28 protein-coding genes are annotated in these 26,526 nt (G+C 59.3%); 17 read left to right on the forward strand and 11 right to left on the reverse strand.

From position 1 onward, the window contains the following. The first annotated feature begins 140 nt into the window (after nt 1-140). On the forward strand, nt 141-1,973 hold the full coding sequence (locus tag ACD590_RS16285) for a DNA cytosine methyltransferase (protein WP_439020893.1): 1,833 nt from the start codon (nt 141-143) through the stop codon (nt 1,971-1,973). A 6-nt stretch (nt 1,974-1,979) separates the two neighbouring features. Here the strand turns inward: ACD590_RS16285 and ACD590_RS16290 are convergent, their stop codons facing one another. From ACD590_RS16290 to ACD590_RS16310, 5 genes are all read right to left on the reverse strand, one after another. After that, entirely contained in the window at nt 1,980-2,747 is a 768-nt protein-coding gene (locus tag ACD590_RS16290) for an adenylate/guanylate cyclase domain-containing protein (protein WP_439020894.1), read from the reverse strand. 257 nt (nt 2,748-3,004) lie between these two features. Beyond that, complete coding sequence (locus tag ACD590_RS16295) at nt 3,005-3,487, reverse strand: DUF302 domain-containing protein (RefSeq protein ID WP_130751322.1); 483 nt, start codon at nt 3,485-3,487, stop codon at nt 3,005-3,007. A gap of 99 nt (nt 3,488-3,586) precedes the next feature. Continuing rightward, a complete protein-coding gene (locus ACD590_RS16300) occupies nt 3,587-4,801 on the reverse strand; it encodes an MFS transporter (RefSeq protein WP_439020896.1) in 1,215 nt (404 codons plus the stop codon). An 87-nt stretch (nt 4,802-4,888) separates the two neighbouring features. Further along, on the reverse strand, nt 4,889-5,380 hold the full coding sequence (locus ACD590_RS16305) for a cupin domain-containing protein (RefSeq protein ID WP_130751326.1): 492 nt from the start codon (nt 5,378-5,380) through the stop codon (nt 4,889-4,891). Nucleotides 5,381-5,572: 192 nt separating this feature from the next. Continuing rightward, entirely contained in the window at nt 5,573-6,469 is an 897-nt protein-coding gene (locus ACD590_RS16310) for a LysR family transcriptional regulator (protein WP_130751478.1), read from the reverse strand. A gap of 178 nt (nt 6,470-6,647) precedes the next feature. Between ACD590_RS16310 and ACD590_RS16315 the strand changes: the two genes are divergently transcribed. The 9 genes from ACD590_RS16315 (at nt 6,648) to ACD590_RS16355 (ending at nt 14,992) form a co-directional block, all read left to right on the forward strand. Further along, a complete protein-coding gene (locus ACD590_RS16315; RefSeq protein WP_003545957.1) occupies nt 6,648-7,478 on the forward strand; it encodes a 3-hydroxybutyrate dehydrogenase in 831 nt (276 codons plus the stop codon). Nucleotides 7,479-7,509: 31 nt separating this feature from the next. Continuing rightward, nucleotides 7,510-8,589: a patatin-like phospholipase family protein gene (locus ACD590_RS16320; protein ID WP_130751328.1), complete on the forward strand. Its 1,080-nt coding sequence runs from the start codon at nt 7,510-7,512 to the stop codon at nt 8,587-8,589. A gap of 242 nt (nt 8,590-8,831) precedes the next feature. Beyond that, nucleotides 8,832-9,101, forward strand: a complete 270-nt coding sequence (locus ACD590_RS16325; protein ID WP_003545955.1) for a BufA1 family periplasmic bufferin-type metallophore — start codon at nt 8,832-8,834, stop codon at nt 9,099-9,101. A gap of 41 nt (nt 9,102-9,142) precedes the next feature. Further along, nucleotides 9,143-10,168 (forward strand): MNIO family bufferin maturase, encoded by a 1,026-nt coding sequence (gene bufB / locus ACD590_RS16330; RefSeq protein ID WP_130751329.1) that lies wholly within the window; start codon nt 9,143-9,145, stop codon nt 10,166-10,168. After that, a complete protein-coding gene (locus tag ACD590_RS16335; RefSeq protein WP_439020897.1) occupies nt 10,158-10,943 on the forward strand; it encodes an HvfC/BufC family peptide modification chaperone in 786 nt (261 codons plus the stop codon). The genes bufB and ACD590_RS16335 overlap by 11 nt, the downstream gene beginning before the upstream one ends. A gap of 15 nt (nt 10,944-10,958) precedes the next feature. After that, the gene (locus tag ACD590_RS16340; RefSeq protein WP_130751333.1) at nt 10,959-11,432 is read left to right on the forward strand and encodes a DoxX family protein; all 474 of its coding nucleotides are present in this window, start codon (nt 10,959-10,961) and stop codon (nt 11,430-11,432) included. Nucleotides 11,433-11,435: 3 nt separating this feature from the next. Continuing rightward, nucleotides 11,436-12,752, forward strand: a complete 1,317-nt coding sequence (locus ACD590_RS16345) for an NAD(P)/FAD-dependent oxidoreductase (RefSeq protein WP_130751335.1) — start codon at nt 11,436-11,438, stop codon at nt 12,750-12,752. Beyond that, the gene (locus ACD590_RS16350; protein WP_439020898.1) at nt 12,742-14,604 is read left to right on the forward strand and encodes an adenylate/guanylate cyclase domain-containing protein; all 1,863 of its coding nucleotides are present in this window, start codon (nt 12,742-12,744) and stop codon (nt 14,602-14,604) included. The genes ACD590_RS16345 and ACD590_RS16350 overlap by 11 nt, the downstream gene beginning before the upstream one ends. Before the next feature lie 13 nt (nt 14,605-14,617). Then, nucleotides 14,618-14,992, forward strand: a complete 375-nt coding sequence (locus tag ACD590_RS16355) for a DUF3307 domain-containing protein (protein WP_130751339.1) — start codon at nt 14,618-14,620, stop codon at nt 14,990-14,992. Between the two features lie 189 nt (nt 14,993-15,181). Here ACD590_RS16355 and ACD590_RS16360 read toward each other — a convergent pair whose 3' ends face one another. Both ACD590_RS16360 and ACD590_RS16365 read right to left on the reverse strand, forming a co-directional pair. Continuing rightward, nucleotides 15,182-16,465: a trypsin-like peptidase domain-containing protein gene (locus ACD590_RS16360; protein ID WP_130751341.1), complete on the reverse strand. Its 1,284-nt coding sequence runs from the start codon at nt 16,463-16,465 to the stop codon at nt 15,182-15,184. Nucleotides 16,466-16,935: 470 nt separating this feature from the next. Next, a complete protein-coding gene (locus ACD590_RS16365; protein ID WP_164590728.1) occupies nt 16,936-17,139 on the reverse strand; it encodes a dehydrogenase in 204 nt (67 codons plus the stop codon). 349 nt (nt 17,140-17,488) lie between these two features. On the opposite strand from ACD590_RS16365, the gene ACD590_RS16370 reads away from it, so the two are divergent. Further along, entirely contained in the window at nt 17,489-18,112 is a 624-nt protein-coding gene (locus ACD590_RS16370) for a hypothetical protein (RefSeq protein ID WP_130751345.1), read from the forward strand. A gap of 410 nt (nt 18,113-18,522) precedes the next feature. Then, nucleotides 18,523-19,521, forward strand: coding sequence for a hypothetical protein (locus tag ACD590_RS16375; RefSeq protein WP_439020899.1), 999 nt, complete (start codon nt 18,523-18,525; stop codon nt 19,519-19,521). 126 nt (nt 19,522-19,647) lie between these two features. Here the strand turns inward: ACD590_RS16375 and ACD590_RS16380 are convergent, their stop codons facing one another. Beyond that, nucleotides 19,648-21,405, reverse strand: coding sequence for a phosphatase PAP2 family protein (locus ACD590_RS16380; protein WP_439020900.1), 1,758 nt, complete (start codon nt 21,403-21,405; stop codon nt 19,648-19,650). Between the two features lie 949 nt (nt 21,406-22,354). After that, the gene (locus tag ACD590_RS16385) at nt 22,355-22,555 is read right to left on the reverse strand and encodes a dehydrogenase (protein ID WP_245509974.1); all 201 of its coding nucleotides are present in this window, start codon (nt 22,553-22,555) and stop codon (nt 22,355-22,357) included. A gap of 219 nt (nt 22,556-22,774) precedes the next feature. On the opposite strand from ACD590_RS16385, the gene ACD590_RS16390 reads away from it, so the two are divergent. Together ACD590_RS16390 and ACD590_RS16395 are read left to right on the forward strand one after the other, a co-directional pair. Further along, nucleotides 22,775-23,173: a hypothetical protein gene (locus ACD590_RS16390; protein ID WP_439020902.1), complete on the forward strand. Its 399-nt coding sequence runs from the start codon at nt 22,775-22,777 to the stop codon at nt 23,171-23,173. Nucleotides 23,174-23,194: 21 nt separating this feature from the next. Further along, nucleotides 23,195-23,614, forward strand: coding sequence for a hypothetical protein (locus tag ACD590_RS16395; RefSeq protein ID WP_439020904.1), 420 nt, complete (start codon nt 23,195-23,197; stop codon nt 23,612-23,614). An 8-nt stretch (nt 23,615-23,622) separates the two neighbouring features. Here ACD590_RS16395 and ACD590_RS16400 read toward each other — a convergent pair whose 3' ends face one another. Together ACD590_RS16400 and ACD590_RS16405 are read right to left on the reverse strand one after the other, a co-directional pair. Beyond that, entirely contained in the window at nt 23,623-23,859 is a 237-nt protein-coding gene (locus tag ACD590_RS16400; RefSeq protein WP_439020906.1) for a hypothetical protein, read from the reverse strand. A gap of 148 nt (nt 23,860-24,007) precedes the next feature. Next, nucleotides 24,008-24,190 carry a DUF3606 domain-containing protein gene (locus tag ACD590_RS16405; RefSeq protein ID WP_077988735.1) on the reverse strand — a complete coding sequence of 61 codons (183 nt, stop codon included), beginning with the start codon at nt 24,188-24,190 and terminating at the stop codon, nt 24,008-24,010. Between the two features lie 335 nt (nt 24,191-24,525). On the opposite strand from ACD590_RS16405, the gene ACD590_RS16410 reads away from it, so the two are divergent. The 3 genes from ACD590_RS16410 to ACD590_RS16420 are packed head-to-tail and all read left to right on the forward strand — an operon-like array spanning nt 24,526 to nt 26,526. Beyond that, on the forward strand, nt 24,526-25,434 hold the full coding sequence (locus ACD590_RS16410) for a Ku protein (RefSeq protein ID WP_439020908.1): 909 nt from the start codon (nt 24,526-24,528) through the stop codon (nt 25,432-25,434). 11 nt (nt 25,435-25,445) lie between these two features. After that, complete coding sequence (locus ACD590_RS16415) at nt 25,446-26,258, forward strand: Ku protein (protein WP_439020910.1); 813 nt, start codon at nt 25,446-25,448, stop codon at nt 26,256-26,258. Nucleotides 26,259-26,262: 4 nt separating this feature from the next. Next, nucleotides 26,263-26,526, forward strand: a complete 264-nt coding sequence (locus ACD590_RS16420) for a hypothetical protein (RefSeq protein WP_439020912.1) — start codon at nt 26,263-26,265, stop codon at nt 26,524-26,526.

The raw sequence follows: 26,526 nt of genomic DNA on the forward strand, positions 1-26,526 counted from the left end.
TAACACCTGTGCCGCTACGAGACATCTACTGGTCGAGTCAAGCGTTGCAGGGCACTATGAATTCCAAGGCAGAGGCACTATCGGCGGCGAAGCGTCGGATCAATGAGCTGCAGAAGCAGATGGCGGCCCGGATCCTCGAAATGGCTGCGGAAGTCGAAAAGCTCACGAAGGAGACGACGGAACGCGAAGCACGAGAATTCTTGCGCGTCACATGCAACATGCCGGCCTCAGAGTTATCGACCTATGTCCGCTTCAGCAGCAGTCTGCGCGGCCGCGAGGATCTGCTACAGAAAAACCGGGTTTCATTCCCGGTGCTGAAGGCGCTGGTCGGAGCTGACGAGGAGACCAGGTCGGAAGTGCTAGAGAGAATGGAAATCGGCGCGAGGATCGATCTCAAGGGTATTTCGATCATCCGGAAGCGTCTGCGCGAGGCGAAGCTGTCCCCTGAGGAAGTGATTGCTGCACGAGGTGGCAAGATCACGGCAGCGACAGCGCGCAAGCGAGTACAGGTTTCCTCTGCCGCCTTCCTCGATCGACTCCATTCCTTCGTCTCAGGCATCATCGACATCCGAGATGCTGCCGAACTCGGGGCCAAGGACGTCCGGCACGAGGCCGGCCAACTGCGGACTGGGTTCGAAGATCTGTTCGGCCTGGATCATCGCGCTCCTGAGGAACTTAAACCGCATTCGGCCGCATACGAGCTATCGGTGGCGTATCGCGCCCTGACGCATCTCGAGGACGGCACCCTGCCCCTTGCCGGTGGCGTCGGCGAGACTGACCCCGGCCGGGCGCATCCGTGGCTGCAGTCGCTTAATGCTCTGACCGGGAGAGCGTTGCCGGGGCACAAAGAGAATAAGGCGAGCATTCGAGCATTACCTCCGGCTCACGAGCGCCCGACGGTCGTCGAGATCTGCGCGGGAGCCGGCGGGATGTCCATAGGTCTTGAGCGGGCTGGCTTCGAGCACGTTGCGCTCGTCGAATACGACAATCATGCTGCCGCCACGCTCCGCCGCAACCGTCGTGATTGGACAGTCATTCAGGAAGATTTGCGGACGATGGATTTCAGGCTTTACCGCCAGCTTGAAATCGACCTCGTAAGCGGGGGCCCTCCCTGCCAGCCGTATTCATCCGACGGGTACGGTCTCGGTAAGGAAGACCCGCGCGACCTGCTCCCGGAATGCGTTCGCATCGTTGATGAGATCAAGCCGAAGGCGTTTCTGTTCGAGAATGTCGATGGCCTGCTACAGGCACGCCACTCGGACCATGTCGCCGACGTCCTACGTGGCTTCAAGCATGCTGGCTACGAGGTCGATATTCATCGCATCCAGGCAAAAGACTATGGGCTGGCTCAGGAACGAAGCCGTGTCCTGTTCATCGGAATCCGCAAGGATCTCGCACGGAGTTTCCGAATGCCGCCGAAATTCCCACAGCGGCGCGCCAACATCGGCGACGTCCTCGTTGATCTGATGGCGGCAAACGGTTGGGAAGGAGCCTACGAATGGGCCAGAGAGCGGCGGGAGGCCAATGACGTAGCGTCCACCGTTGTAACGCGCCGCGGGAAGCCGCGCGCCAAAGAGGCAGCTCGCTGGGGCTCCAAGGGCGTCGATATCGCGGGCCTGCCGGAAACGGCCCCCACCAGGGAGCAGGCAGCGAGACCGGGCTTCATGCCCGCACTGACGGCGAGGATGCGTGCCCGGCTTCAGGACTTCCCGGACGAGTGGGAATTCGTCGGGGGCAAGCAAGCGACGGCTGACCAGATTGGCAACGCGGTGCCGTCGCGCATGGCGGCGGCGATTGGTCTTGCGATCCACGGGGCGCTCAAGGGCGTGAGTTGGGACATTGAAGCGATGCTCTGGCCGGAGCATAACGATAGGAGATTGGTATCCGCGCCGGCGCTGCTATCGGACTATATCGCGGCTGAAAAGGACCTCACCGGAGACCTCGCGGCGAGCTCGGTTGAGACGCCCACGTAGAGGTACTCATGGCCAGCGAATGCGGCGCAATTTGCCGATCACCGCTCGGCCCTTGTAGGTGAACGTCGTGTTCCGGGCGACGACATGGAGATCCGAGATCTTCGCCAGGTCGGTGATGATGTCCTCGGTGATGCCGTCGGAAAAGTACTCCTGCTCGGGATCGCCGCTCATGTTGCTGAAGGGCAGGACAGCGATCCATAGTTTCTTCTGCGCGGAATTGCGCTTGTGAGGCGGCGTCTCAATGCGGTCTGGCGATCCCCCATCGAAGTTCACGCGATAGCAAGCGATCGGTTCTGCGATGTTCTTAACCATCTGGTCGCCCATTGGCTCGAACGCAAATGCGAGCTTGCCTGCGACCTCCTTCGATACCTTTCCTGAAACGCAGATGCCGCCGGGCGAGGCGAGCGCCTGCAGACGGGCGGCTATGTTCACACCCTCGCCGTAGCGATCGTCACCATCGACGATCACTTCGCCGAGGTTGATGCCGATGCGTATCTCCAAAGGCGCGGTTTCGGGGGTTTCAGCATTGTGCTGGGCCATCCCCCGTTGAAGTGCTGCAGCGCATTCTACCGCATTGACGACGCTGCCGAATTCAGCGAGCAACCCGTCGCCCATCAGCTTGAAAATACGCCCATTGTGCTTCTTGATTTCGGGCTCGAGCAGTTCGCTGTGGCCAGCTCTCAGTCGTTTGAACGTGCCGCCTTCGTCCATCTCCATCAGGGACGAGTAGCCGGCAATATCGGCGGCAAGAATTGCTGCGAGCTTGCGTTCCATGCCGATCCCCTCGGTGAGCACGCGTTCCGCCGCAGATGATAGCATGGGGCCGAAGTTCGACACAAACTACCTCAAGGCAAAACGCGGTCCATTCCGGCGCGAAGCCGTGAGCCCCTCGCTATTGAATGACCATGGCTTTGGTCTTTAAGAATTCGCATACTCGGCGAGAAGCTGACCATCGCAAGGAACTTTAGGTCGCTACTCTCTTCAGCTTTAAATTGGAGCTTGGGCGAGTGTCTCACCCAAGCCAGAAGTACTCATTTGCGAACCGATGAGGTTACCGACTCAATCACCTCGGTCGCCATCTTGAGCTCTTTCTTGCGGTTGCCGATGCCGTGGCGACGGGCAATCCAGCCGAAATCGTTATAGGCGACGTTCACCGAACCGTCCTTCATTTGATAGACGAGAACACGGACCGGCCAATCCAGACCGGAGGTCGGGCTCGCTGTGATGAAAGTCGTTCCCAACGCGGGATTCCCGAACAGGATCAGGCGGGACGGTCGGACCTTGTTGCCGGCGGCATTTCCGAGCTTTGCCTGGTCGATGTCGTCGAATAGTATGATTCCCTTCTCGGCGACGTCGGCCTTGATCCTCTTTACGGTCTCGCTGACCGAGTAGCGACTCTCGAGCGTGACGACGCCATCACGCTTACCGGCCTGTGCGACGCTGGCGGAGGTTACGCCGAGAGCGGCGGAGGTCAGCATGGTGAAGGCGAATAGTTGACTGATAAACCTGGGCATTTCTTCATTCCTTTGTTGGGTTGGACGATACGCCTGGATTGTCGCTGGTGATGTCCGGGATGGATAATGCCGTTCGATGTGCGTTTCGATGACCTTGGATTATAACCGAGACGGACCGGGCGTTGAGCCGATGGGAAGAGCGATCACAATGGCTGCAAGCAGCGCTGCGACGAGCACGCCGACACAGGCCGGCCAGCCCATCTCATCATAGATCTGGCCGAGTACTAGGCTGCCTGCGAGACCCCCGGTGTAATAGGACGCGAGGTAAATTCCGCTAGCGCCTGCCTTGTCCGTGACTGCGCGTCGGCCAACCAATCCGGTGGCGATCGCTTGGGCGAGAAATGTCCCTATTGCCACAAGCGCCAGTCCGGCCAACACCAGAGGCAAGCTGACACTCAGAAGTGCCGCGAGGCCGACAACAGCGAGCCCAAGCGTCGAGATGATCCCTAGTTTCGCTCCGATCCTTGCCGCGAGCTTGCCTGCCATCGGCGTGGTCAACATCGACGGCAGGAATACCAGATAAACGAGGCCGAGCGTCATCGGCGACAGGCCGAGAGCCACGAGTTGGAAATTCACATAGGTGAAGGTTCCGATGAAGACGAAAAGGATAAGGAAGCCGATCGCGAAGACGCGGCGCAGCTCACCATCGGCGAAATGATAGGTCCAGCGGCGCATGTTGAATGATCCGTCCTCGCTAGTCTGCATCATGGCCGAGGTCTTTTTGAGGGTGAGCCGCACAAGCAGCGCGCCCGCGATGTTGAGGGCCGCGAAGGTGAGGAAGTTGATTTCAAGCCCACCGAACCCGGCCACGACTGCGGAGAGGATGCGACCGAAGAAGTTGCTCGCGACGTTGCCGGTCACATAGGCCGCCAACGCGCCTGTCGCTTGCGTTGGCGAGAAGTGTTCCGACAGATAGGCAATGGTCAGTGTGAAGGCTGCCGACATGCAGAGGCCCTGGACGATACGGAGGGAGGCAAAAACTTTCAGATCGTGGGTAAAGGCGAGAGCTGTCGTGGGAAGGGAAAGCAGCGCAAGGCTGATCCAGATACCGCTGCGATGATCGATCCTGCGACCGAAGAAGGCAATGCCAAGGCCGGCGACGGCCATGCCGAAAGTGCTTGCATTGACGGCAAAGCCCATGGCGGCGCGACTGACCTGGAATTTCTCGACAAGTGTGGGCAAGATTGCCTGGGCCGCGAAGAGATCGACCAGCGTCAGGAAGGCGATCAGCGCGATGACGGCAAAGCGCCAACGATCGGTGTCGGCTCCGAGATTTGCGCGCGGCGGATTGAGGACGTGCTCGATGCCGGTCATGGCGATCGCTCCAACAGTTGGATGAAGTGGTGCGGCATCTCCGATCTGGCGGGACCGGAGACGCCTTTCAGCGAGCCTGGGAGCAGCTCACATGGATTCGTGCTTTTGCGCTTCCGAGGTGAGGATGTCGGCGGAGTAGAGGATAGCCGGCTCGCTGCCATTGTTCTTCCACCAATGCGACAGCATGCCGAATTCGGCAGTCACGTCGCCGGCCTTGTGCTCGATCGGCACTTTGCAAGTGCTGCGGTATTCGGTGATCGCACCCGAAACGATCAGGATATTGGCTGGGCGAACCTCATGCGAATGCCACGGCACGACGCCACCAGGCTGCACGACGAGCTTGCGCATGCGTAGGGCACTGTTCTTCCAGGCATCGCCCTTGGAGGCGAGATCGATCGAGGAAATGACTTCGTCGGTCACGTTCTTCGGCATCATTTCGCCCGGCTGCATGCCGTTTTCGGCGACCTGATCAACCGGGCATTCGCCGGCATGGGCATAGCCGGTCGGGATGGCGGTGAAGGATGCGAGAGTGAGGACGGTGGCGAGTGTCATGCGCTTGGCATTGAGGTCGAATTTCATCAGAGTTCTCCTTGTTGGCCCGGATGAAGCGTTCGCGCCGGGCATGACAAGGAGCATGGAGAGCTCGATGGCGAATGAGAAATGCCGCCTTATTCTCAATTCCATAGCCTGAAGCTATCGTGAAACGCAGGACGTGCGGACGCCTCCGCATCGCCAGGACACGGAGCACAAATCATTGCATTCGTTATGCTTTCAGTGCGAGCGGCTTGGAAGCGTGGCCCAACCGTAAGATTTGACCGCGCTGACGAAAGTCGAGACGGCGGGGGAGAAGCGGCGGCCAGTTACGGTTACAAGGCAGACTTCGCGGGTCACCTCCGGTTCGGCGACGGGCCGGACTTGCAGGCCAGGCACGACCGCGCTGTATTCCGGAATGAAACAGATACCGAGCCCTCCGGCGACAAGATTCTGAATCCAATCCTCCCGTTCGCTCGAATAGGAGACGATAGTGCTCACGCCTTGGGCGTCACAGAGATCTGTCAGGTAGTCCCAGTACTCGCAATTGACACGGCGAAGATAGATCTCGCCATCAATCGCGGCGATCGGAATGGCATCGTATTGACTGAGCCGGTGCCCCGACGGAAAGGCCAGCATGAACCGTTCCCGAAACAGCGGCGTCACATCGAAGCGTTCCGGAAAATTGTCGGCGCTCGACATGATCGCGATATCGAGCTCGCCCTGTTCCAGCAAGCCCGACAACTTGGCCGGAATGCCCTCGACGAGTTGGAGCTGGATGCCCTTGTGGCGCATGTTGAAGTCGGTGAGCAGGCCGGTAAAGCGCCGCGGTCCGATCGTGCACATGATGCCGACCTTGAGGTGCGCATCGTTGAGGCAGAGAAATTTCGACGCCTCGGTTTTGACGCCTAAAAGTTCGTCCTGCACTTGCTGGAAACGCGGACGCAATAGGTTGCCGAGATCGGTGATGTGGGTGAGGTTCCGTTCGCGACGGAAAAGCAGCCCGCCCACCTCGTCCTCGAGCTGCTGAATGGCGCGGCTCAGCGCGGGCTGGGTGACATTGCAGTTCTGCGCCGCGCGCGTGAAGTTGCGCGTTTCGCAAACGGCCAGAAAATACCGGATGTGATGAATATCCATATCCGCTCCCCAATAACCCAAATGTATGCCAGTGCATCTATTCTGGTCCCGAGCGCTATCTTCCGCCAATGCCACTGAATTATCAATTCCATTAGCGAGCGGCATTTCTCTTATGACTGCAGCCGCGCCATTTTGAACGGGAAGCTACACGTCGTGGCGCCTAAAAATGGAGAATGCGATGCTCAATCTGCTTGCTACAGAAACCGAAGCCCTGGCTGGCCGGAAGATGCTCGAAGGTCGTACGGCGATCGTGACGGGCTCGACCAGCGGCATCGGCCTTGGCATTGCCCATGCGCTGGCAAGAGCGGGCGCCTCGATCATGCTCAACGGTTTCGGCGATCCGGCCGAGATCGAAACGTTGCGAGCCGAGATGGCCGAAGGCAACGATGTCGATGTCGCCTATGACAGCGCCGATATGTCGAAGCGCGACGCTATCCTGATGATGGTGGAGCGCGCACAGGCACGGTTCGGCCAGGTCGATATCATCGTCAACAATGCCGGCATCCAGCATGTTTCTCCCATAGGCGAATTTCCGCCAGAGAAGTGGGATGCGATCATGGCGATCAACTTGTCGGCCGCCTTTCATCTTGTCCAGGCCACTTTCGACGGCATGCGCGAGCGCGGTTATGGCCGCATCATCAATGTCGCCTCAGCTCACGGCCTTGTCGCCTCGCCCTTCAAGTCGGCCTATGTCGCAGCAAAGCACGGCATGGTGGGGTTCACCAAGTCGATTGCACTTGAGGGTGCCGAGTTCGGCGTGACGTCGAATGCAATCTGCCCCGGCTATGTCTGGACGCCGCTTGTCGAGCAGCAGATCGACGCGCAGGCGAAGTCGCATAACATCGCCCGTGACGCAGTGATCCGCGACGTTTTTCTCAAGAACCAGCCGACCAAGCGTTTCGCAACCGTCGAGGAAATGGGCGCCCTCAGCGTCTTTCTCTGCTGCGATCTGGCGAGCTCCATCACCGGCACGGCCATTCCGGTCGACGGCGGGTGGACGGCGCATTGATCTCAACACAAACAAATCGGGAGTGAGGACCATGAACAAGCACGCAGGTGTGAAGAAAATAATCTCCGACAGCGCGGTTGTCGCCTCCTCTGAGCGAGAGCCGCGGACGCTCAATCTGGCGCTCCAGGGCGGAGGCGCGCATGGCGCCTTCACCTGGGGTGTGCTCCACCGGCTGCTCGACGAGCCGAACCTGTCGTTGGAAGGTGTCGTCGCAACCAGCGCCGGCGCAATGAATGCCGCGGTATTGGCCTATGGCCTGGCCGAAGGCGGGCGGAGCGGGGCGCAGACCGCGCTCGCCAATTTCTGGCGGCGCGTCAGCCATGCATCGGCATCCGGGCCTCTGCAGCCGACGATCTTCGACAAGATGACCGGATCTCGGGCGCTGGAATTCTCGCCGGCCTTCATGATGTTCGACATGGTGACGCGGCTGATGTCGCCCTACCAGTTCAACCCTTTCAATTTCAATCCGCTCCGGCAGATCTTGGACCAATCGGTCGACATGGATGCGATCCGGATGGCGCGCTGCCCAGTGAAGCTCAGCATCTGCGCCACCAATGTCCGGACCGGCAAGGTCAAGGTGTTCGGCAATGACGAGCTCTCGATCGATGCCATCATGGCTTCGGCCTGTCTGCCTTTCCTGTTTCAGGCTGTCGAAATCGACGGCGAGTCCTACTGGGATGGCGGCTATATGGGCAATCCGGCGATCTTTCCGCTGATCTATGGCTGCGACACGCCGGATGTGCTGGTCGTCCATATCAATCCGATCGAGCGTGCCGAGGTGCCACACACTGCCTCCGAGATACTCAATCGCATCAACGAGATCAGTTTCAATTCGTCGCTGCTGCGGGAAATGCGGGCGGTGGCTTTCGTCACCGATTTGATTGATGCATCTCCGGAAAGTACCGGCAATCTCAAGCGCATCTTCGTGCACGGCATCTCCGATGACGAGACGATGAAGAGCCTTTCCGTGTCGAGCAAGCTCAATGCCGATTGGGGGGCGTTGGTCGATCTGCGCGACCGCGGCCGGAAATGCGCCGACATGTGGCTGCTGGCCAACTACCAGGACATCGGCAAGCGCTCGACAGTCGACATTCGCGAACGATATCTCTGATTTTCCAAGGAGTTCCTTCCGCGTCGCCGGTTCGGTCCGCTCGGTCCCTCGCTGCATGCCACTTCCTCCCCCCGGGTCGCCCCGGGGGGTATTTTTTGCCTTCTCGCCAGCCGCCGCCGCGCATAGCGCCAGTCTATGAAAACCATGCCGCAACAGCATTTCAAACATCACCGGCAATGCGGGAAAGTAATTCAGTCAAGCCGGAAACCGGTTTGATCAAAACTCAACCAGGAGACATTTCCATGAACTCGACCCGCATCCTCATCGGCTCCGCTCTTGCTGCCATCACCTCCATGGCTGCCTCCAGCGCCTTTGCCGGCCCTGCTGCACAGCCCGAATTCTCGTTCGAGAAGTGCTACGGCGTCGTCAAGGCCGGCCTTAACGATTGCCAGACGGCCACCCACTCCTGCGCCGGCACCTCGACAGCCGACAACCAGGGTGATGCCTGGGTCTATGTGCCGGCCGGCACCTGCGCCAAGATTTCCGGCGGCGCGATCGAACCCAAGGCCTGAGGCCTCCCGAGCTTCATTCAACCCATATGAAGGAGTGACCAATGTCCAAGATATTTCCCAATCTTCCAGTACCGGATGCCGCGGGCATTGGTCTGCGCTCCCCGCATATTTCCGATATGATCTCCCGCCGGCCTTCGGCGGGATGGCTGGAGGTTCATGCTGAAAACTACATGGGCGATTCCGCCGCCGTCGATGCTTTGGAAAATTTGCGCGAGACCTATCCGCTGTCGGTGCATGGCGTCGGTCTCTCGCTCGGCAGCGCTTCGGGCCTTGATCGGGACCATCTGGACCGGTTGCGGAGCGTGTGCATCCGGTTTCAGCCAGCATTGGTCTCGGAACATCTCGCCTGGAGCGTTGCCGACGGCGCCTATCTCAACGATCTCCTGCCGCTCCGCTACGACGAAGATGCGCTCGATATCGTCGTCGCCAATGTCGACCAGTTGCAGGACAGGCTGCAGCGCCGCGTCTTCATCGAGAACCTGTCGGCCTATATCGCCTTCGCCAATTCCACGATGACCGAGGCGCAATTCCTCGCCGAACTCGTCAAGCGCACCGGTTGCGGCCTCCTGCTCGACATCAACAATGTCTATGTCTCGGCCTGCAATCTCGATTTCGACGCCAAGGCCTTCATCGACGACCTGCCCGCCGATGCCATCGGCGAAATCCATCTCGCCGGCCATGCGGTCAACGACGTCGAGGGCGACATCGTGCTGATCGACGATCACGGCTCCCGCGTGCCGCCGGCCGTCTGGTCGCTCTATGCGCATGTGCTGCGCAAGATCGGCCCACGCCCGACGCTGATCGAATGGGACACCGAAGTTCCCGCGCTCGATGTGCTGCTCGGCGAAGCAATGTGGGCCGACATGATGGCCGCCTCGATCAGTTTCGAGAAGCGTGGTGCGCCGCAAATCGCCCAGCAGCCGGACCGCAGGTTCCACGGCATCGAGCTGCCCTCCACGAGCAATCTCGCACGCGGCGCCATGCCTGCGATCTCGGCCTTGACGACGATCACACCGTCGGTTTTCGCGAGCAACTCCGTCACACGGAGGGCGCGTTATGCTGTCTGAACTCGAACTGCAGCACGCCGTCGCGGATTCTATCCTTAACCGTGGAGGGCCGGATCTCGGCCCCTCATTCGATACGGGCGGCCGCTTCGATCCCATGCGCCGCTTCAACATCTACCGCAACAACACATTCGCATCGCTGAATGCCACGCTCGTGTCGGTCTTCCCTGTCGCCGTCAGCCTGATTGGAGAGCGGTATTTCCGCCATATTGCCGCAACCTTCATTCGCGTGAGCCCGCCGTCCGAAGCGCGGCTGGTACGCTATGGCAGCGACTTCGCCGATTTCCTCGGCCGGCTCGAAGACCTCAAGCCTATGCCCTTCATCGCCGATACGGCGCGGCTTGAATGGTTGATCGCCGAGGCGCTCGACGCGCCGGCGCTGCAGCCTGCGAATATGGCGGAACTCTCGCGAGGTGGCGAAGGCACCATGCCCGACCTGATCCTCCAGCCGTCTTTGCGACTGCTCTTTTGCCGCTGGCCGGCGCTCGACATCTGGTCGGCGCACCAGGCAAGAGGCGATCTCGAACAGCTTGGCGGCATCAGAAGGCAACCGCAGCGGATCGCGTTGTGGCGGAACCGGGACAGCGTTCGCTTTCTCCGCCTCAACGGCGCCCATTACGCCTTTCTGCAGGCGCTAAAGAGCGGCCGCGGACTTGAACATGCCGTCAAAAAAGCCGCCGCGCGCGATCCGAATTTCGACCTCGTCGCCTCGCTCGGCGGTCTCTTTGCCGACGGACTCGTCACGCGTGTCCGCCACCAACCTGCAAACATCAACTGACAAGGAAATGGATCGATGACCATGATGACCCCGACATCCATGCCCGAACGAGGCGGCTTCGCCGGCCTTTATTCGCAGGCACTCCGGCTGGCCTCATCCGTGCCGCTTTCGGCCGTGCAGCTCGTCGCGCGGCTCACTGTTGCGAACGTGTTCTGGCAATCGTCGCAGAGCAAGCTCGCCTCCTGGCCCGTCACGGTCCAGCTCTTCGCCTTCGAATACCGCCTGCCGGTGCTCGATCCCGGTGTCGCGGCCCTGCTCGCCACGGCCGCCGAACTGTCGGGTGCAATCCTGATCTTCTTCGGCCTCTTCTCGCGTGTCGCGGCACTGATGCTGCTTGGGGTCGTGGCGACGATCCAGATCTTCGTCTATCCCACCCATTGGGGCGAACATCTGACCTGGGCGGCTCCGCTGCTGCTGATTTTCGCGCGAGGCGCGGGCGTCATTTCGCTCGACCATCTCGCCGGCCGCTTTTTCTCGCGGGAGCGCTGAGCCATGCGGATCGAAGCCGAGGGCGCGATGACGGGCGGTGCGCCGAACATGATCCGCCCAATGCCCGGGAATGGCCGCCCACGCGTGGTCATTCTCGGTGCCGGCTTCGGCGGGCTTGCCGCAGCCGTGGCGCTCAAGAGCATCCCGGTCGATATCACCGTCATCGACCGTCGCAATTATCACCTCTTCCAGCCGCTGCTCTACCAGGTGGCGACTGCAGGCCTATCCCCCGCTCAAGTCGCGATGCCGATCCGCCGCATCCTGTCGCGCCAGAAGAATGTGATTGTATTGATGCAAAGGGTCGAGCGGATCGAGAAAGCCATGCAGCTTGTTCACACCGCCGAGCGCTCTATCCCCTACGACTATCTTGTTGTCGCCACTGGCGCCCGTCATGCCTATTTCGGCCATGAGGAGTGGGCCGAATGCGCGCCGGGCCTGAAGACGATCGGCGACGCGACGGAGATCCGTGCCCGGATTCTCTCCGCTTTCGAACGCGCCGAAGTCACTGAGGATGATCAGCGGCGCGAGGCGTTACTGACCTTCGTTGTGGTCGGCGGCGGCCCGACAGGCGTCGAAATGGCCGGTGCAATTGCCGAACTTGCCCGCAAGGTCGTGGTTCGCGACTTCCGTCATATCAATGCCGCTTCGGCACGCGTCGTCTTGGTCGAAGCTGGCAACCGGATCCTGCCCACCATGCCGGCCTGCCTGTCGGCAAAGGCGCAGCGTCAGCTTGAAGGCCTGGGCGTCGAAGTGTGGGCCACGGCTGCCGTCACCCATTGCGATGGCGAAGGCGTCATCCTCGCCGACGGCCGCCACATCGGCTCGGCATGCGTGCTTTGGGCCGCGGGTGTCATGGCATCCAAAGCGGCCAAATGGCTCGGCGCCGGGGCCGACCGTGCCGGCCGCACCGTGGTCGACGAACGGCTGAATGTCCAAGGCCACGACAACATCTTCGTCATCGGCGATACCGCCGCGGCGAAGAACGAGGATGGCCATCCCGTGCCAGGCACAGCGCCAGCCGCCAAGCAGATGGGCGAGCATGCCGCGCATGCCATCCGGGCGCTCATCGCGGGCAATCCGGTCGCGCCATTCCGCTACCGGCATTTCGGCAATCTCGCCACGATCGGCCGCAAGGCGGCGGTCGCCGATTTCGGACGGATCAGGTTGTCCGGGTTTTCGGCCTGGCTGATCTGGAACCTCGCCCATCTCTGGTTCCTCGTCGGTTTCCGCAATCGCCTGGTGGTTTTCATGGATTGGGGCCTGGCCTATCTTCGCTATGAGCGGAGCGCCCGCCTCATCACCGACCGCCATGAGCGCTGATTTCCTTCCACGCGTGAAGATGGGCCGCGCAGTCACTATGCTGCTGCTGCTTGCCGTCATCTCGACCGCGGTCCTCGTACATCTGATCTGGCAACGTACCGCGAGTGCCAATGTCGACAATGTCGTGGCGGCCCTGGATGCGCAGAGCACTGGGGCCGTCCGCAACGAACTCGCCTCGCAACTCGCACTCGTATCGAGCACGGCGGAAATAATCCGCTCCGTCTTCTTCCAGGGCGCCATCAAGCCCGATGACGAGGTCAAGCGCGAGTTCTTATTTCTCTCGCTGCTGCGTGAGCAGCCGGCGATCGCCTGGATTGGGTTCGGTTTCACCGATGGGCGCTTCTTCGGCTCACATGCCGCCCCCGATGGCCGGATCGAGATGGTCGAAATCGGTATAGCCGCGCCCGGCGAACCTCGCACGCTGCGCCGTGACCGATACAAGCCGATCCCCGGCGACATATTCTTCGAAGAGCGCGTCAAGACCGAGAGCGCTTATGTGACGGAGGGGGCGTCCTGGTATCGCAAGGGCAAAGACAGCAGGGATCCGGCCTGGACTGTTGTCGATATCCTGCCCAGCGGCTTCGAGCCGTCGATCGTTCTTTCCAAGCGTGTCGAGGCCTTCGGTCGGCTCGAAGGCGTCGTCATGGTGGCGGTCAGCCTGCGGAAATTGTCACTGACGCTGCAGGATCTCAACATCCCCTCAGAGAGCAAAGTCTATGTGCTCGCTAAGGACGATGTGGTTCTCGCGACATCAGAGCCGTCAGACGGCGTCATGGCCGCCCATCTCGCTGATTTTCCAAAGGCCGATGCGCTTTCCGCCGCCGTCGCGTCCGCGCGCAAGGCCAATCCTCGTAGTGCCTTCCGCACGCTTCAGCAGAGCGACGCGATTGGCCCGGTCTTCATTTCATCCAACACGTTGCCGTTCGAGGATTGGCGATTGCTGACGGCAATCCCACGCTCTACGTTTGCAGGCGATATCGACGAGAACACCAAGCGCGTGCTCTTCATCATTGCGGGAATCGCGCTGCTCGCCGCCGTCACGGCTATTGTTTTCGCTCGCCTGCTCTTCGCCCGGCCGCTTGCCCGGCTTGCCCAGCAATTACATGCGGTCGAACGTTTTGAACTCGGTGCAGTCAGCCACACGCCTACGATGCTGGCTGAACTCAACGACTTTTCGGTGGCGCTGAAACGGATGTCGTCAGGCCTATCGGCCTTCGCCCGCTTCATGCCGCTGGATGTGGTTCGGCCACTGGTCGATGGCGGCATAGAGCCCAAGCCCGGCGGCAAGCTCACCGACATCACTGTCCTCTTCGCCGACCTTCCTGGCTTCACCGAGATGACAGAGGACCTCGGCGCCGGTGTCGAGCCGCACCTCACCCGCTTCCTCACGCTTTCCATCGCCGCGATCCACGCCGAGGGCGGCACGGTCGACAAATTCATCGGCGACGCTGTGATGGCGATCTGGAATGCCCCGAACGACGAGCCCGATCATGCACTACGCGCCTGCCGTGCCGCCGCCGCCATCCGTAATGCGATGCATGCCATGCCGCCGCTGGCACCCCACCACGACACGGTGAGGGTCAGGATCGGCATTAACAGCGGCACGGCGCTCGTCGGCAATATCGGCTCGGCCGAACGCTTGAGCTATACCGCGATCGGCGATGCCGTGAATCTCGCGAGCCGTCTCGTCGGCGTCGCGAAAGACAATGGCGTAGAAATCGTGCTGAGTGGCGAGACGTTGGAGCGAACCTGCAATCAGGTCGATGCGCGCTCGCTGGGCGAAGCGATGGTGCGCGGCAAGTCGCAACCGGTGCCAATTTTCACCTTGGAGAGGAAATCGGCCCCGACTTGAGGGAGGAGGCAGCATGGAGAGTGCATTTTCCCTTATTGGCCTACTCGCCTGGCTGCAGGTCAAGCATTTCGCCGCCGACTATCTCTTGCAGCCGGCCTGGATTCTGCAGGGCAAGGGCGACATCCGCCATCCGGGCGGCTATGCCCATGCAGCGATCCACGCGGCCGGCACCATTCCGGGGCTCTTGCTATTCGGATTGGATGCCAAGACGGTCACGCTCCTGGCGGTGGCAGAATTTCTGATCCACTACCTGATTGACCACGTGAAGGCGGTACATTCGCACCTCTACCCGGTTGCCATGACGACCCGAGCCTACTGGGCCTCACACGGAGCGGATCAACTGCTGCATCACCTTACCTACACTGGAATTCTGGTTATGGCGACCTGAGAGGTCATCCGGTGACGCAACCGCCTGTCCGCGCTTCGTCCGAAGTGGACGCAGGCTTGGCTCCGCCGGGAGAAATGAGCCATTCGACTGACCAAAGGCGATGAGGCAGCCCGATCTTGAGCGCCAACGACGACTGCACAAGCAACGCCGAGATGTCGAAACGAAGAATTCATGGCAGTCCTCTCGATTTCAGTCGCAGCAGACCTTGCGGACGTAGGTATTTCCGTAGGTCACCATGGCATCCTTCGCGATGAGACCGTGCGTCTTGAGCGCGTGTGACAGGTCCTTCGCTTCCTGCTCGCCATAGACGTCATGCAGTGTCACGGCGATCCAGCCGTTCGCAGCCAGATGTGCCGCGAGCGGAACCGACGAGGCTTTGATGAACGAGCGGGCCTCTTCGAGTGTCCGGAAGGATTTGACCTGCACGAAACGTCCGTCGCCAGCAGGTTCCTCGAATTCGTTCACCCGCACCCAGGAATAGTGCATGTAGCCGCTGGATGCGCCGACGGCGACGCGATACCAGTCGCCTAGTAGTTCAGTGACCTCCACTGGACTTCCGTTTGGCGCCTGTCCGATCGTCTTCGCATCGCCGTTGGCGTCAGATTTGATCGGGGCTATTCCCTTGGGATGAAGCACGAAGCCGCTCCGGGCTCGGGGAACTTCGAGCGACGCTTCATTGGTGGCCCCGTTGTCCGCCGGAACGTTGACGGAGTTTGCGGGAGGTTGGGTTTGGCTAGAACGCGGTGCCTCACCGATGGCGGCGCGCGCGTCTGCCTTGGGATAGCATAGGATCTGGAAGACGGATGGTGTGACGCGATCTGCAAGATCGGCCGTCGACAAGGCTGTCGGATTTTCAGTTGCGTCAGCGGCTTGAGCAACGAGGCTCTGAGACTGCAGGAATAGCTCGGCCACCGACGCGCGGATAGCGAAGTTCACGTTCTGAGCAGTGATACCGATCTCGTCTGCAGTCCTCTTAGATAGAGTGGCGCTCGTGATGCCGAGAAGGAGTCCATTCCGGTCAACGACGGGACCTCCCGAGTTCCCGGGCTGGATTGGTGTCGAGATCTGTATATATCTCGTGTCGTTGCGGATCCCCGCGAGAGCGTTCACGTTGCCCGTGGTGATCTTGACGGAATCTGCGAGTAGCGTGGCCAGAGGATATCCCACCGCAACAATATCCTCGCCGAGCCTTGTTGCAGACTTTCTGAATACCAGCGGCTTTAGTGGCTCGCCGGCCGTGATCTTCACGACTGCCAGATCATTGATCTCATCGATGCGGGGATCTGCGGCATCGCCCCTCCCCTTCACCTCGATGCGTCCGCATTCCTGCACCACATGGGCGTTGGTCACGATCCATCCGTCCGCTGTGACCGCAAACCCCGTTCCCGAGGACGTGGGTTCGTCGGCAAATGACTTTGAAGCGATGGCCATCGATAGGCCAGCGACGATGATTACGCGGCAGGTGACAGACATGCGAGCTCCCCAGATGTCGAAAAGTAGAGCATCTGAGGTGTCGATTTCAACCTAATCTTGCAACTTTGCATAATGATCGGCGGCTCTCTTGTGGACTGTCTCCGAATTGTGCGCCTTGCCCGACCATCGCGACGTATCCGCCTAGTCCCTAAAGATCGTGGTGATCTCGACGCCGCTGTCGAGGACAACCCACAGGGCCCGGACAAGATCGGCAGCCTCGAGGAGCGCTACCGACATCCACTCGCTCGATTGTCGCTATATGTCGTTTGCAACGGCATTGAGGCTGACTGTCGCGTCGTGGCCGGTTTCGCTCCCAGGGATTCCGACCTGCTCCCGGAGATCGCTCATGGTCGTTATCGCAGGGAACAGCAGTTTCCGAACCTCCGAAGGCGTCACCCGTTCGATTTCGTTCGCGGCTTTTGCAAGTTCGGCGACGAATGATGGGATACTGCTGTCTTGCGTTTGAACCATCACTGCTCGAATTCGGCGCCGGGCATCCATCCTCGGGTATAGCCTTTTCCCATGCAGGCCTTCGCGATGGCGAGTTGCTCCTGAAGCCAGATGCGATCCTGAAGAAGGGCTTCGATGGTGGCTCGTGGGTCACCGCCGTGCCATGCCATCGCTGCATCCACGGGATTCTGATCGGCCTTGTTATTTTGTTCAGTGAGCATCATCAGTTCCTCGTACATTCCGGAGAAACATGCTCCATGGAAGGTCGCTGAGCGCGAGGGCAGCTCATTGCAACGACGCACGATGGCGGGAGCGTCTCCACGGTAGCGACCTGACCGAGTCGCAGCAAGCACCGGTGCCCCGGGATTCCGCCGGCCTCATTCCTCACGAAGGATTTTCGATCCTTCAGGTCTCGCCTTGTAGCCGAGCTACCCAAGCTATCGCCAAGTCAGAGACCTGGACAAGTCTGGCGACCGGACCATCCCTCGAACCACGATAGTGGGCGTTAGTGGAACACGTGCTTAATCAACAGCGTGTATGCCAATGCTTTGGCAGTTCCCCAAGGGGTTAGTAGTGCGGACAGTTACGTCGAAATTCGCTCATCAGGTGTGCAAATCCTTCCCCGAGCTGACGTTCGATTTCATCGACAAAAGCCCGACCAGCAAGGATCGGATAGATTTTCATGGACCCGCGAACGCCAAAGTTAAACTTAATTTTTCAAGCAATGCTGTGGAGATCGATGACGTCTTCGTATTGGGATCGCTGAGAGGACGCGGCAATACCAGACGCCTGACGCAAGCTCTCTACATGGCTGCTGAGAACCTACAATTCGACAAACTGAAATTGGTTGCTGCGCAAGAAGGCCGGTTCGCCTGGTTGGTGCTAGGCTTCACACCTACGCAGGATTGGTGGTATCAGAACCTGTCCGGCATTAAGTCGCGGCTAGCTGACATTGAAGGACAATACCCCTCAGATTTAATACGCTTATTCGAGCCGTTTTTGACCAGCGGTAGCCCACAACTATTGCCCGCGTTGGCGAACATTCCAGGTGGTCGCCCTAGCGCCTTGCGGCCGAGAGATCTCGCATTCAAACTTCTTGAAGCTTTCAGCACATGGAGCGGTGAATTGGAGATTAATGATGAACTCAATCGAAGATATTTGTTCAACGAACGAATTCCATCTGGTTCCGGCTCATGAGGACATTCTGTGCGAAATTGAAACCGGATTGATACGCATTGATACGGTAGGCGTTCGGGAAATCTTACACTCGCGCGGGTACTCTCCCGATTTAGTTGAACTTTATCTAGCTGTTGTCACCGGCGAAATTCACTTCAACGCGGCTTCTGTTCGGAGTACGGGGGCCTAGTCGATGAATTCTTCGAACCCCACCTTCGACCTAGTCGGGCGAAGCAGAATATTTTCAGCCAGGAGGGTGCCGGCATACTTCCCCCAAGCGTTGCACTTCTCTGGCGACTATCCGGGATGGACGTTGAACCCACGGGCGATATCGCGGACGGTCGTTCCGGCGCTGCCGCCCATCTCGATCCTTCTTGTTGATGCCTGTCCAATTGGCTACACAATCTCAGGGTTTAATGGCGGGGACGGGTATGCGGTCTGCAACCGCAGCAGTAGCCCTGTTGGCATTCATGCCGACAGTAGTGGTAGCTCAAGCATTCGATTGGTCAGCTCAACTTGGTAAATCGACATCTGCCCTGCAGGCCGCACTGGGACAGGCCAGCCGCTGCGCTTCAGGGGGTTTTACTGTTCCTGTAAGGTGGATCAACAAGGACACCACCCTATCCGACAACCTCTTCGATCCTGTCGATACGCCGGGTCCCGGCTTCATTTCCATCGGCGGGAAACCAGACCCGGCGAGGGACTACGATGAAGAGCGGGCATTACACTCGCGCAAGCTGACTTCGATCCGGTGCACGATCGGCCGAGAGGCGACCGTCGAGGCGTATGCCTACGAGGATCGCCTCGTAAGGATCAAGCTCAGATTCGACCGATGCGACAGCCGCGAACTGCGCGAGGACAAGCTCTTTGGCAACATCATGGGGAGCGATAAGCCATTAATGGTCGAGAGATGCGATGGCGTCGATCTGAAGGAGAATGATTTCGATACGGCTCTGTATCAGTCCATCAAAGCTCGCAACAAATACGGCTACGACAGGGAAGGATCCCCCGGCATGCTCGACTTCCAATGGTCGGGAGATATGTACGGTGAGTACGGCCAGGCCGAGCGCAGAGTCCTGTGGGATGTCCTGTGCTACCGCCACTCACGGGACGAGCTCAGCAGGATGGTCCCGCCGGACGGCATGACGTACCGATGCCTCATCGACGTCGAAAACGCAGATCCGTCACGATGGTCGGCGACCGCAATGTACGAGATCCTTCGCCCAGGAACGATTTTCGACAGTGTAGCTATACGACTGACCTCAATGCGTCTGTTTGTCGACATGCCTGCCGAGCACGCCGCGGCCCTCGCCATCAGGCCGGAACTTCAAACAATGGTCGACGGGATCAAGTCAAACATCGCAGCGCGGGTGAAAGACGGCGACGAAAAGGAGGGTGCTGTTTCCAATATTCTTGGCGCTGGGAACTGAATCATGAGCGTTCAGGAGACACTTAGAACCAGGGGAAGCAACTTCATGAGATCACTGCTTGCCTGTTTGTTTGGCCTCTTCGCTTACAGCGCTCTGGCCGCAGACCATCCCACCACTGGCATGAGATCACCGGATGTTTGTATTTGTTGACTTCAACTGCTCGACGCGGCGCGAAATCGCGGCGGGGTCATTGAACGTCAAAGCTGATGTCGCACTACCCGCACGCCGCATGTTGTTCCCCCAGATGTCGTTTGCGATGCCGAGTCCAAGCGGAACGCCGCCGATCGGCAACGGGTCACCCGATCCGCGGGCCGCGACCCAGACATTGCTGTAGGTTATCTGATCCGGAGTGTCATACTTTCCGTTCACGTCCTGGAAGTCGAATGCATCGAAACGCCAGTGAACGCCCAGGTAGATGCGGCTGATTGCATTCTCGAAAATTGCGCTCCAGAGCGACGGGAAGGAACGTACGATCCGCGTCCGGATAACGCCGGGCTGATCGCCGAGTGGTTGATCGGGCACGAAGGGTTGGTGAAGGTCACGGCTCACCCCGTTCAATTCTTCCGACACAAAGCTGAACCCGATGTTGTCGGGCGCAGCCGGATTCTGGTTCTGGCCCTTGGTATGCGCGAGATAAAGACGGGCGATCTGGAAACAAGCCGCTCCAAAAGTGGCATGCCCAGAAGGATATGCGGGAAATGGCGGCTTGAAGGAAATCTTGTTGGAGTTCGTCTCGGGTGCTCCCAAAGCGAGCCAAAACGGATCCGCTTCGACATCTATTTTGGCTGATCCATTGACAGCAGCGGGACCGCTAGAGGGATCGTGCTCCCGTATGCCGGATAAGGGACGCCACAGCTCGAACTTATATTTTTCCTTCCAGGAAAACTTGCCCGCGTCCGCCATTGCAACATTGACCAGAGCGAGGAGGCGGACGAAGTTCCCGAGGTTTCCCGCAGGATTTGCTCCCCATTCTTGCCAGGCGATTTTCCTGATGATCTGGTTATACAGCCGGGGCGGTGTACCGATCAGATTAGCGCCATCGTATGCCCAATACAGCGCAGTGACAGTGTCATCCGGCTTTCGCGTGGTGCAATTCAGTGACGGTGCACCACCGAGCTTCCTTACCTCGATCAGAGCGGGAACGTAGTCGGCGTGCGGCCAGTGAGCGAGTTGGTGCCCATTCGGGTCAGTAACTGCGAAGGAGGCCACTTCGGAGCCGTAATAGGGGCCGTGGTAAATACGCTGAGGCTTGGTCCCGCGTTCGGGATGATCAGGGTCGATGTCGGGCCTGCGCACCGGATTCACCGGTTCATCTCTGAACTTTTTTGGCTCGTTGCTCGGCCTGTAACGGCCCGCGTCTGCGCCATGCTGATTATCCGAGACAGCCAACAGTGCCAGTATCCGCTCGGCCACTTTCCTGCCATAGCCATAAGGTCCGCCAAGAACTGAGATGCTGCCGGTGAATGAAGAGATGTATGCGTTTAACGATGAGACTAGGGTATTGTTGGCGAGGATGGAGATGCCCGCTCCGCCTTTCCTGTACAACGCATCCAAAACCGTAATGGCGGCGGCTGAGAGCGCTTCTTCGGCTTCAGTAGATCCCCAAGCGGCGTCGCGTTCCGGTAAGGTGGAAAGGTCGTTTGAGTTGTGATCCCCCAGATATGGCGGTGGATCGGATGCAGCGGTTTTGCCGATAGCGCCGAAGTAGGCATCGTGCATGGCCAACTGAAGCAGGCCGAGCGCTCTGGAACTCATTGTCGGGCCCGTGTGGGGTCCGCCAAGCGAATGGGTAATGCGATTCATCTCGAGGCCGACGTGGTTCCAATACAGGACCGACAACGACTTGAGAGCAACAGGCTCGTCAACCTCTGGCAATAACAACATAGTGTCCCTCCTCTAGTTGACAAGCGCCTTGACGGCACTCACTTCCTGCGTGCATTAATCTGGATCACACAACCACGTGCAGTCAATGCTGGCGAACTCGTCATAAAGTTGTAAAGCCTGCTATCAGAATGAAGTAGTGTCAGCATATCTTTCGGATTGACACAGCCATTCAGTGTCGAGGCTGACCGCAGACCATCAGGCAGTTTGCGCCACGAGGACGCAAAGTACGGTTATTGAGCTTGATGCTGATCCACTGACGATACTCACGCGACGTCGGGAATGGGCCGACAGTCGCCTTGGCCGTGGCGCGCCAGAAGCGGGCATCGCGGCAGCGCGGGCGTTGTCGAACAGATCATGGCAGTATCGATAGACTGGACGGATGTCGTGGTTTTGTAACCAGTCGGCAATCGCTCGACGGCATGACGCGCTCCAACGGCGTAGCCTGCCCGTCTGGGGACAGTTGGAAACTGGGCGGGCGATACGGTAGCGCTCGACGTCCGGTCTCGCGTCAAAGCATCTTCGCCGTGCTCTCTTCGAATAACGATCAATCGCAAGGGCCCATGCCCTGGGGAAACTACTAGCCTTGATCGCACAGGAACCCGATCAAGGACGATTATTGTTGCTTTACCGCGACGGCTTCAAGGTCACAACGGTCCCGCTGTCGACGATGATCCAGAGAGCCCGGACCATATCTGCGGCTTCGCGCAGGATTGCCGAGATATTCGCTTGGGAAAATGTGGCGACGCCTTTTGCCGCGATGGGCGGACGATTGCATCGTGTTCGGTACCACTTCCAGGGATGCCAGCTTGCTCGCGTAGATCGCGCACCGTGGTCATCGCACGAAGCAACAAGCTCTCGATTTCGCTCGCGGTCAGGCGGTCGACTTCGTTCGCCGCCCTCACGAGTTCTGCGGCGAAACCCGGGACACTGCTCCCCTCCGCAGTTATAATCATCCCTCGAATTCAGCGCCGGGCAACCAACCTCGCGTATAGCCTTTGCTGATGCATGCCCGAGCGATTGCGAGCTGTTCGCACAGCCGTTCACGATCCTTGAGCAGAGCATCGATGGTTGCGCGCGGATCACCTCCGTGCCAGGCCATAGCTGCGTCGACGGGGTTGGATTCCGGTGTCATATGACGTTCAGCAAGCATGTCGGATCCTCGTCAGTTCAGGGAGAGCATGCTCAGAGACAATGTTGCGGCAGCGAAGCGGCCTATGCAACGGCGCGACAGCGCGAGCACCGAAAAGCTAGACACCAGAACGAGTCGTAGCAAGGATTCGTTGAACGCGTTTTAGGTCACAAGATGCGGCGTGTCCTGAGGTTGAATTCCCCTTCCTGCCGGAGCAAAGTTGAGGACGGGGGAAAATCGATGAAAACGCTGATAATGGTTGCAGTCGGAATGGTGGCGTTCGATGCCGTCGCCACAGACTATCCCACCAATGGCATGCTCTATAACCAGCAGGAGGATTCCTCGCTGACGTATAGCTGCGGGCTTCAGCCGGGCCAGCAGCGCCTCCGATGCGAGTTCCTCCAGACGGCTGTTCGCAAGAAGGCGAAGGCAGCCGATCTGAAAAAGAAGCTCGATGAAGCTCGCAAGAACTATCCGGGTGCTGTGCAGGAATTCTCCGATCCCAAGGAATGCAACATGATGGGCGCGTGGCTCGGCATGGCCACCGGTCAGATTTCCATTGATGACGCCCTCGCCCGCAATCCTGGAATCGCGACGGATGCCACGAAGTTTAAGGAAGGCATGGTCCGTCTACGATAGGACGCGAAGGCGAACCCCAGTATGCTCGACACGTTACGCGCTCTCGCAGGCATGTGCGATCATCCGACCGAGGAGAACTTCCTGAAGATCACCAGGGCCGACCACGCGAAGGATCTTCGGACCTGCGAGGTCAGCTCGAACCCGTTCACGCAGGAGTTCGTCTGGGTCTCCGACTTCGCGAATGGTGGCGCTTGGGTCGTATCATCCCAGCCCGAAGGTCCATGCGGTGTCGTCCAACTCTCTCGTATCGAGAAGGACCAGTCCGATCCCTCGGGCATGTTCTGGCGGTACATCGCTCGGAAAGCGGCGACCAATCCATCCGGTACCGTGTTGCCTGGAATGAGCTGCTCGGCAATCGACCAGGGGGAATATGTCTACGACTGGAAGAAGACGCGGTCGGATCACATGCAGTGCGAATTCGTTGAGTTCAGCCCGATCTGATTTGGCCGTCAATGCACTGAGCTCGAAGATGGCGCGTTGACGCGCGTGGCGGCGAGCCCGACGTAAGTGCCGATCAGAACGGTCGCCATCTCCTCTACCGAGCGACAGCCCTCGTTGTAGAGTTCGATGGCGGCATCACACAAAAACGAGGACGCTTGATCGTCCCACTCCACCTCGTAATACCGATACCATTCACGGACCGCCTTCGAAATCAGCAGGTATTCTTTCTGTATGCACCTGGACATGCGTTACCCCAGACATGGAGGCGGCAGGCCGGCGTGGCTATGACTGCTTCCTTACGAGACAGTGACGTCGCCATGATCCCAGACTAGGAAAGACAGGACACCCACGTGGACTGCCTCGTCCGTGGACAGGGCAACGCCGTTCGGCCGCCTAACGGCGGCCGATCTCGGCCTCAACCTTCTTCCGTGAGTTTCCAGCGCTCTTCACGGCCTTCTTGACGGCATCTTTCGAGACGCCTTCCTTCGTTGCTTCGTACTTGACCTCGTGATCCTGGCCGCCGGCCACGCGGGCTCGATCCTGTGCGCGGCCGCGGGATGTCGGTGTCTGTGCCATCGGGCTTCTCCTTCGAATGAACGTCCGCAGTAGAAACTCACAACGATTCCGGTGGTTCCCCGGAGATATTGGATGATGATGGTGCGCTTGAAGCGGCCACGGATTTCCAAAACGGTGCCCGGCATTGTGCTGGAGGAAGGTGGTTGCCGTGCCTCTCGAACTGAACAGATCTTCACCGCTTTCCACTACCGTCGGACGCAATTCGACGGGCTTAGACGGCCGAATCAATTTGAGAGAGAAATTCCGTAAAGTATTGAAAAATGATTCGTTTCGAGTCGGAACGAATCACCCTGACACGTCTTTGAGTCGCGTATTGGTGATTCGGAGATTTTGTCATGCCGTCAGGACAGCGTGCACAGTGGAAAGGCTTTCTAAAGTTCGGTGAGGTAAGCTGCGGCGTCGCTCTCTACACGGCAGCCTCGACTAGCGAGCGCATCACCTTCAACACCATCAACAAGGCCACGGGCAACCGCGTCAACCGCATCTTCATAGACAGCGAGACCGAGGATCCTGTGCCGAAGGAAGCCCAGACCAAGGGCTTCGAGATCGAGAACGGCCAGTACATCATCATCGATCCTGAGGAAGTTTCCGCCGCGATCCCTGAGAGCAACAAGACGCTCGAAATTGAGGCGTTCATCCCCTGCTCCGACGTCGACGACGTCTACTTCGACAAGCCGTACTACCTCACGCCCGACAAGATGGGCGGAGACGCCTTTGCGGCTCTCCGCGATGCGATGAAGAAGTCGATGGTCGTAGCCATCGCCCGCACCGTCCTATTCCGTCGAATGCGTACGGTGCTGATACGGCCGCACGGCAAGGGCCTGATCGCCAGCACGCTCAACTACGACTACGAGGTTCGTTCCTCCGAAAAGGCTTTCGAGGAGATGCCCAAGCTCAAGATCCAGGGCGAGATGCTCGATCTCGCCAAGCACATCATCAGCACCAAGAAGGGCGAGTTCGATCCGGCGACGTTCGACGACCGCTACGAAGCCGCCCTCGCGGATCTGGTGAAGGCGAAGCTGGAAGGCAAGTCGCTTCAGAAGCCTAAGAAGGTGCAGGTCTCGAAGCCCAACGATCTTCTGGCCGCGCTCCGAGAGAGTGCTGGAATGATGAAGGCCGCTGACGACAAACCGAAACGCACTGCGGCCAATGCCAATCAAGGCACTGGCAGGCAGCGCGCCGCGCGCGGAGTGGCTTCGAAAGCCGCCTCTTCCGGGGCCGCTCCGCGGCGCAAGGCCAGCTAGGGAGATAGGTGATGGCTCCGAAATATTACTGGAAAGGCTATCTCAAACTCTCCCTGGTCACCTGCCCCGTGGCTATGACCCCGGCTACGAGCGAAAGCGAGAAGGTTCGCTTCCATACACTCAACAAGGAGACGGGCAACCGCGTCGTCTCCCGGTACATCGATTCCGTCACGGGCAAGCCCGTCAAGGACGACAACGAAGCCAAGGGCTACGCTCGCGGGGAGAACGACTACGTTATCCTAACCGAGGACGATCTGGATGCCGTTGCGCTCGACACGGTGAAGACGATCGACATCGACAAGTTCGTCCCGGCCGACAGCATCGAGTGGATCTACCTTGAGAAGCCGCACTACCTGATGCCGGACGACGCCGTCGGCAACGAGGCATTTGCGGTGATCAGAGATGCCATGAAGGCCGACAAGGTTTTCGGCGTGTCGAAGCTGGTCATGGGCCGCCGAGAGCGGGCCGTCGTCCTGGAGCCGCGCGGCGAAGGCATCGTACTCTGGACGCTGCGTTTCGGCGACGAGGTTCGACCGGAACAGAACTATTTCGAAGACATCGAGGAGAAAGCAGATCCGGATCTCATTCCCCTTGTGCAGCAGCTCATCAAGCAGAAGACCGCGCGCTGGTCGCCGGACATGGTCAGCGATCCCATTCAGACCAGCCTGCTAAAGCTCATCGATGAGAAGAAAAAGGCGTTGAAACCGAAAAAAACGGCGAAGGGGAAAACTGCCGAATCCGCTCAGACGTCGAATGTGGTCAACATCATGGATGCGCTCCGAAAGACCGTCGAGGCCGATCTCAAAGGCAGGAAGGCCGGGTAGTCACATGCACTTGCTGGAAACCAAAGTTGCACACGAGAAAATGGGCTGGCGGATAGATTTCGTCGGCGACGACGGGGAAGTGGTGTCGATCAAGGTCGCGGACGGTCACGCTGGAAGCGAAGACGAGGCCATTGAGCGTGCGAAAGAGGTCATGGTTCAGTTGACGGCATATGGCACGCGTGGCGGCGGCCGGAGCCTCAACCCGTACGATGCCGCCAGCAATGGAAACTTTGACGACGACGAGCCGTCGCTGGATACGCGGCACTGA

Source organism: Rhizobium sp. 862_C5_N1_2 (genome assembly GCF_051811205.1).
Classification (GTDB): domain Bacteria; phylum Pseudomonadota; class Alphaproteobacteria; order Rhizobiales; family Rhizobiaceae; genus Rhizobium; species Rhizobium leguminosarum.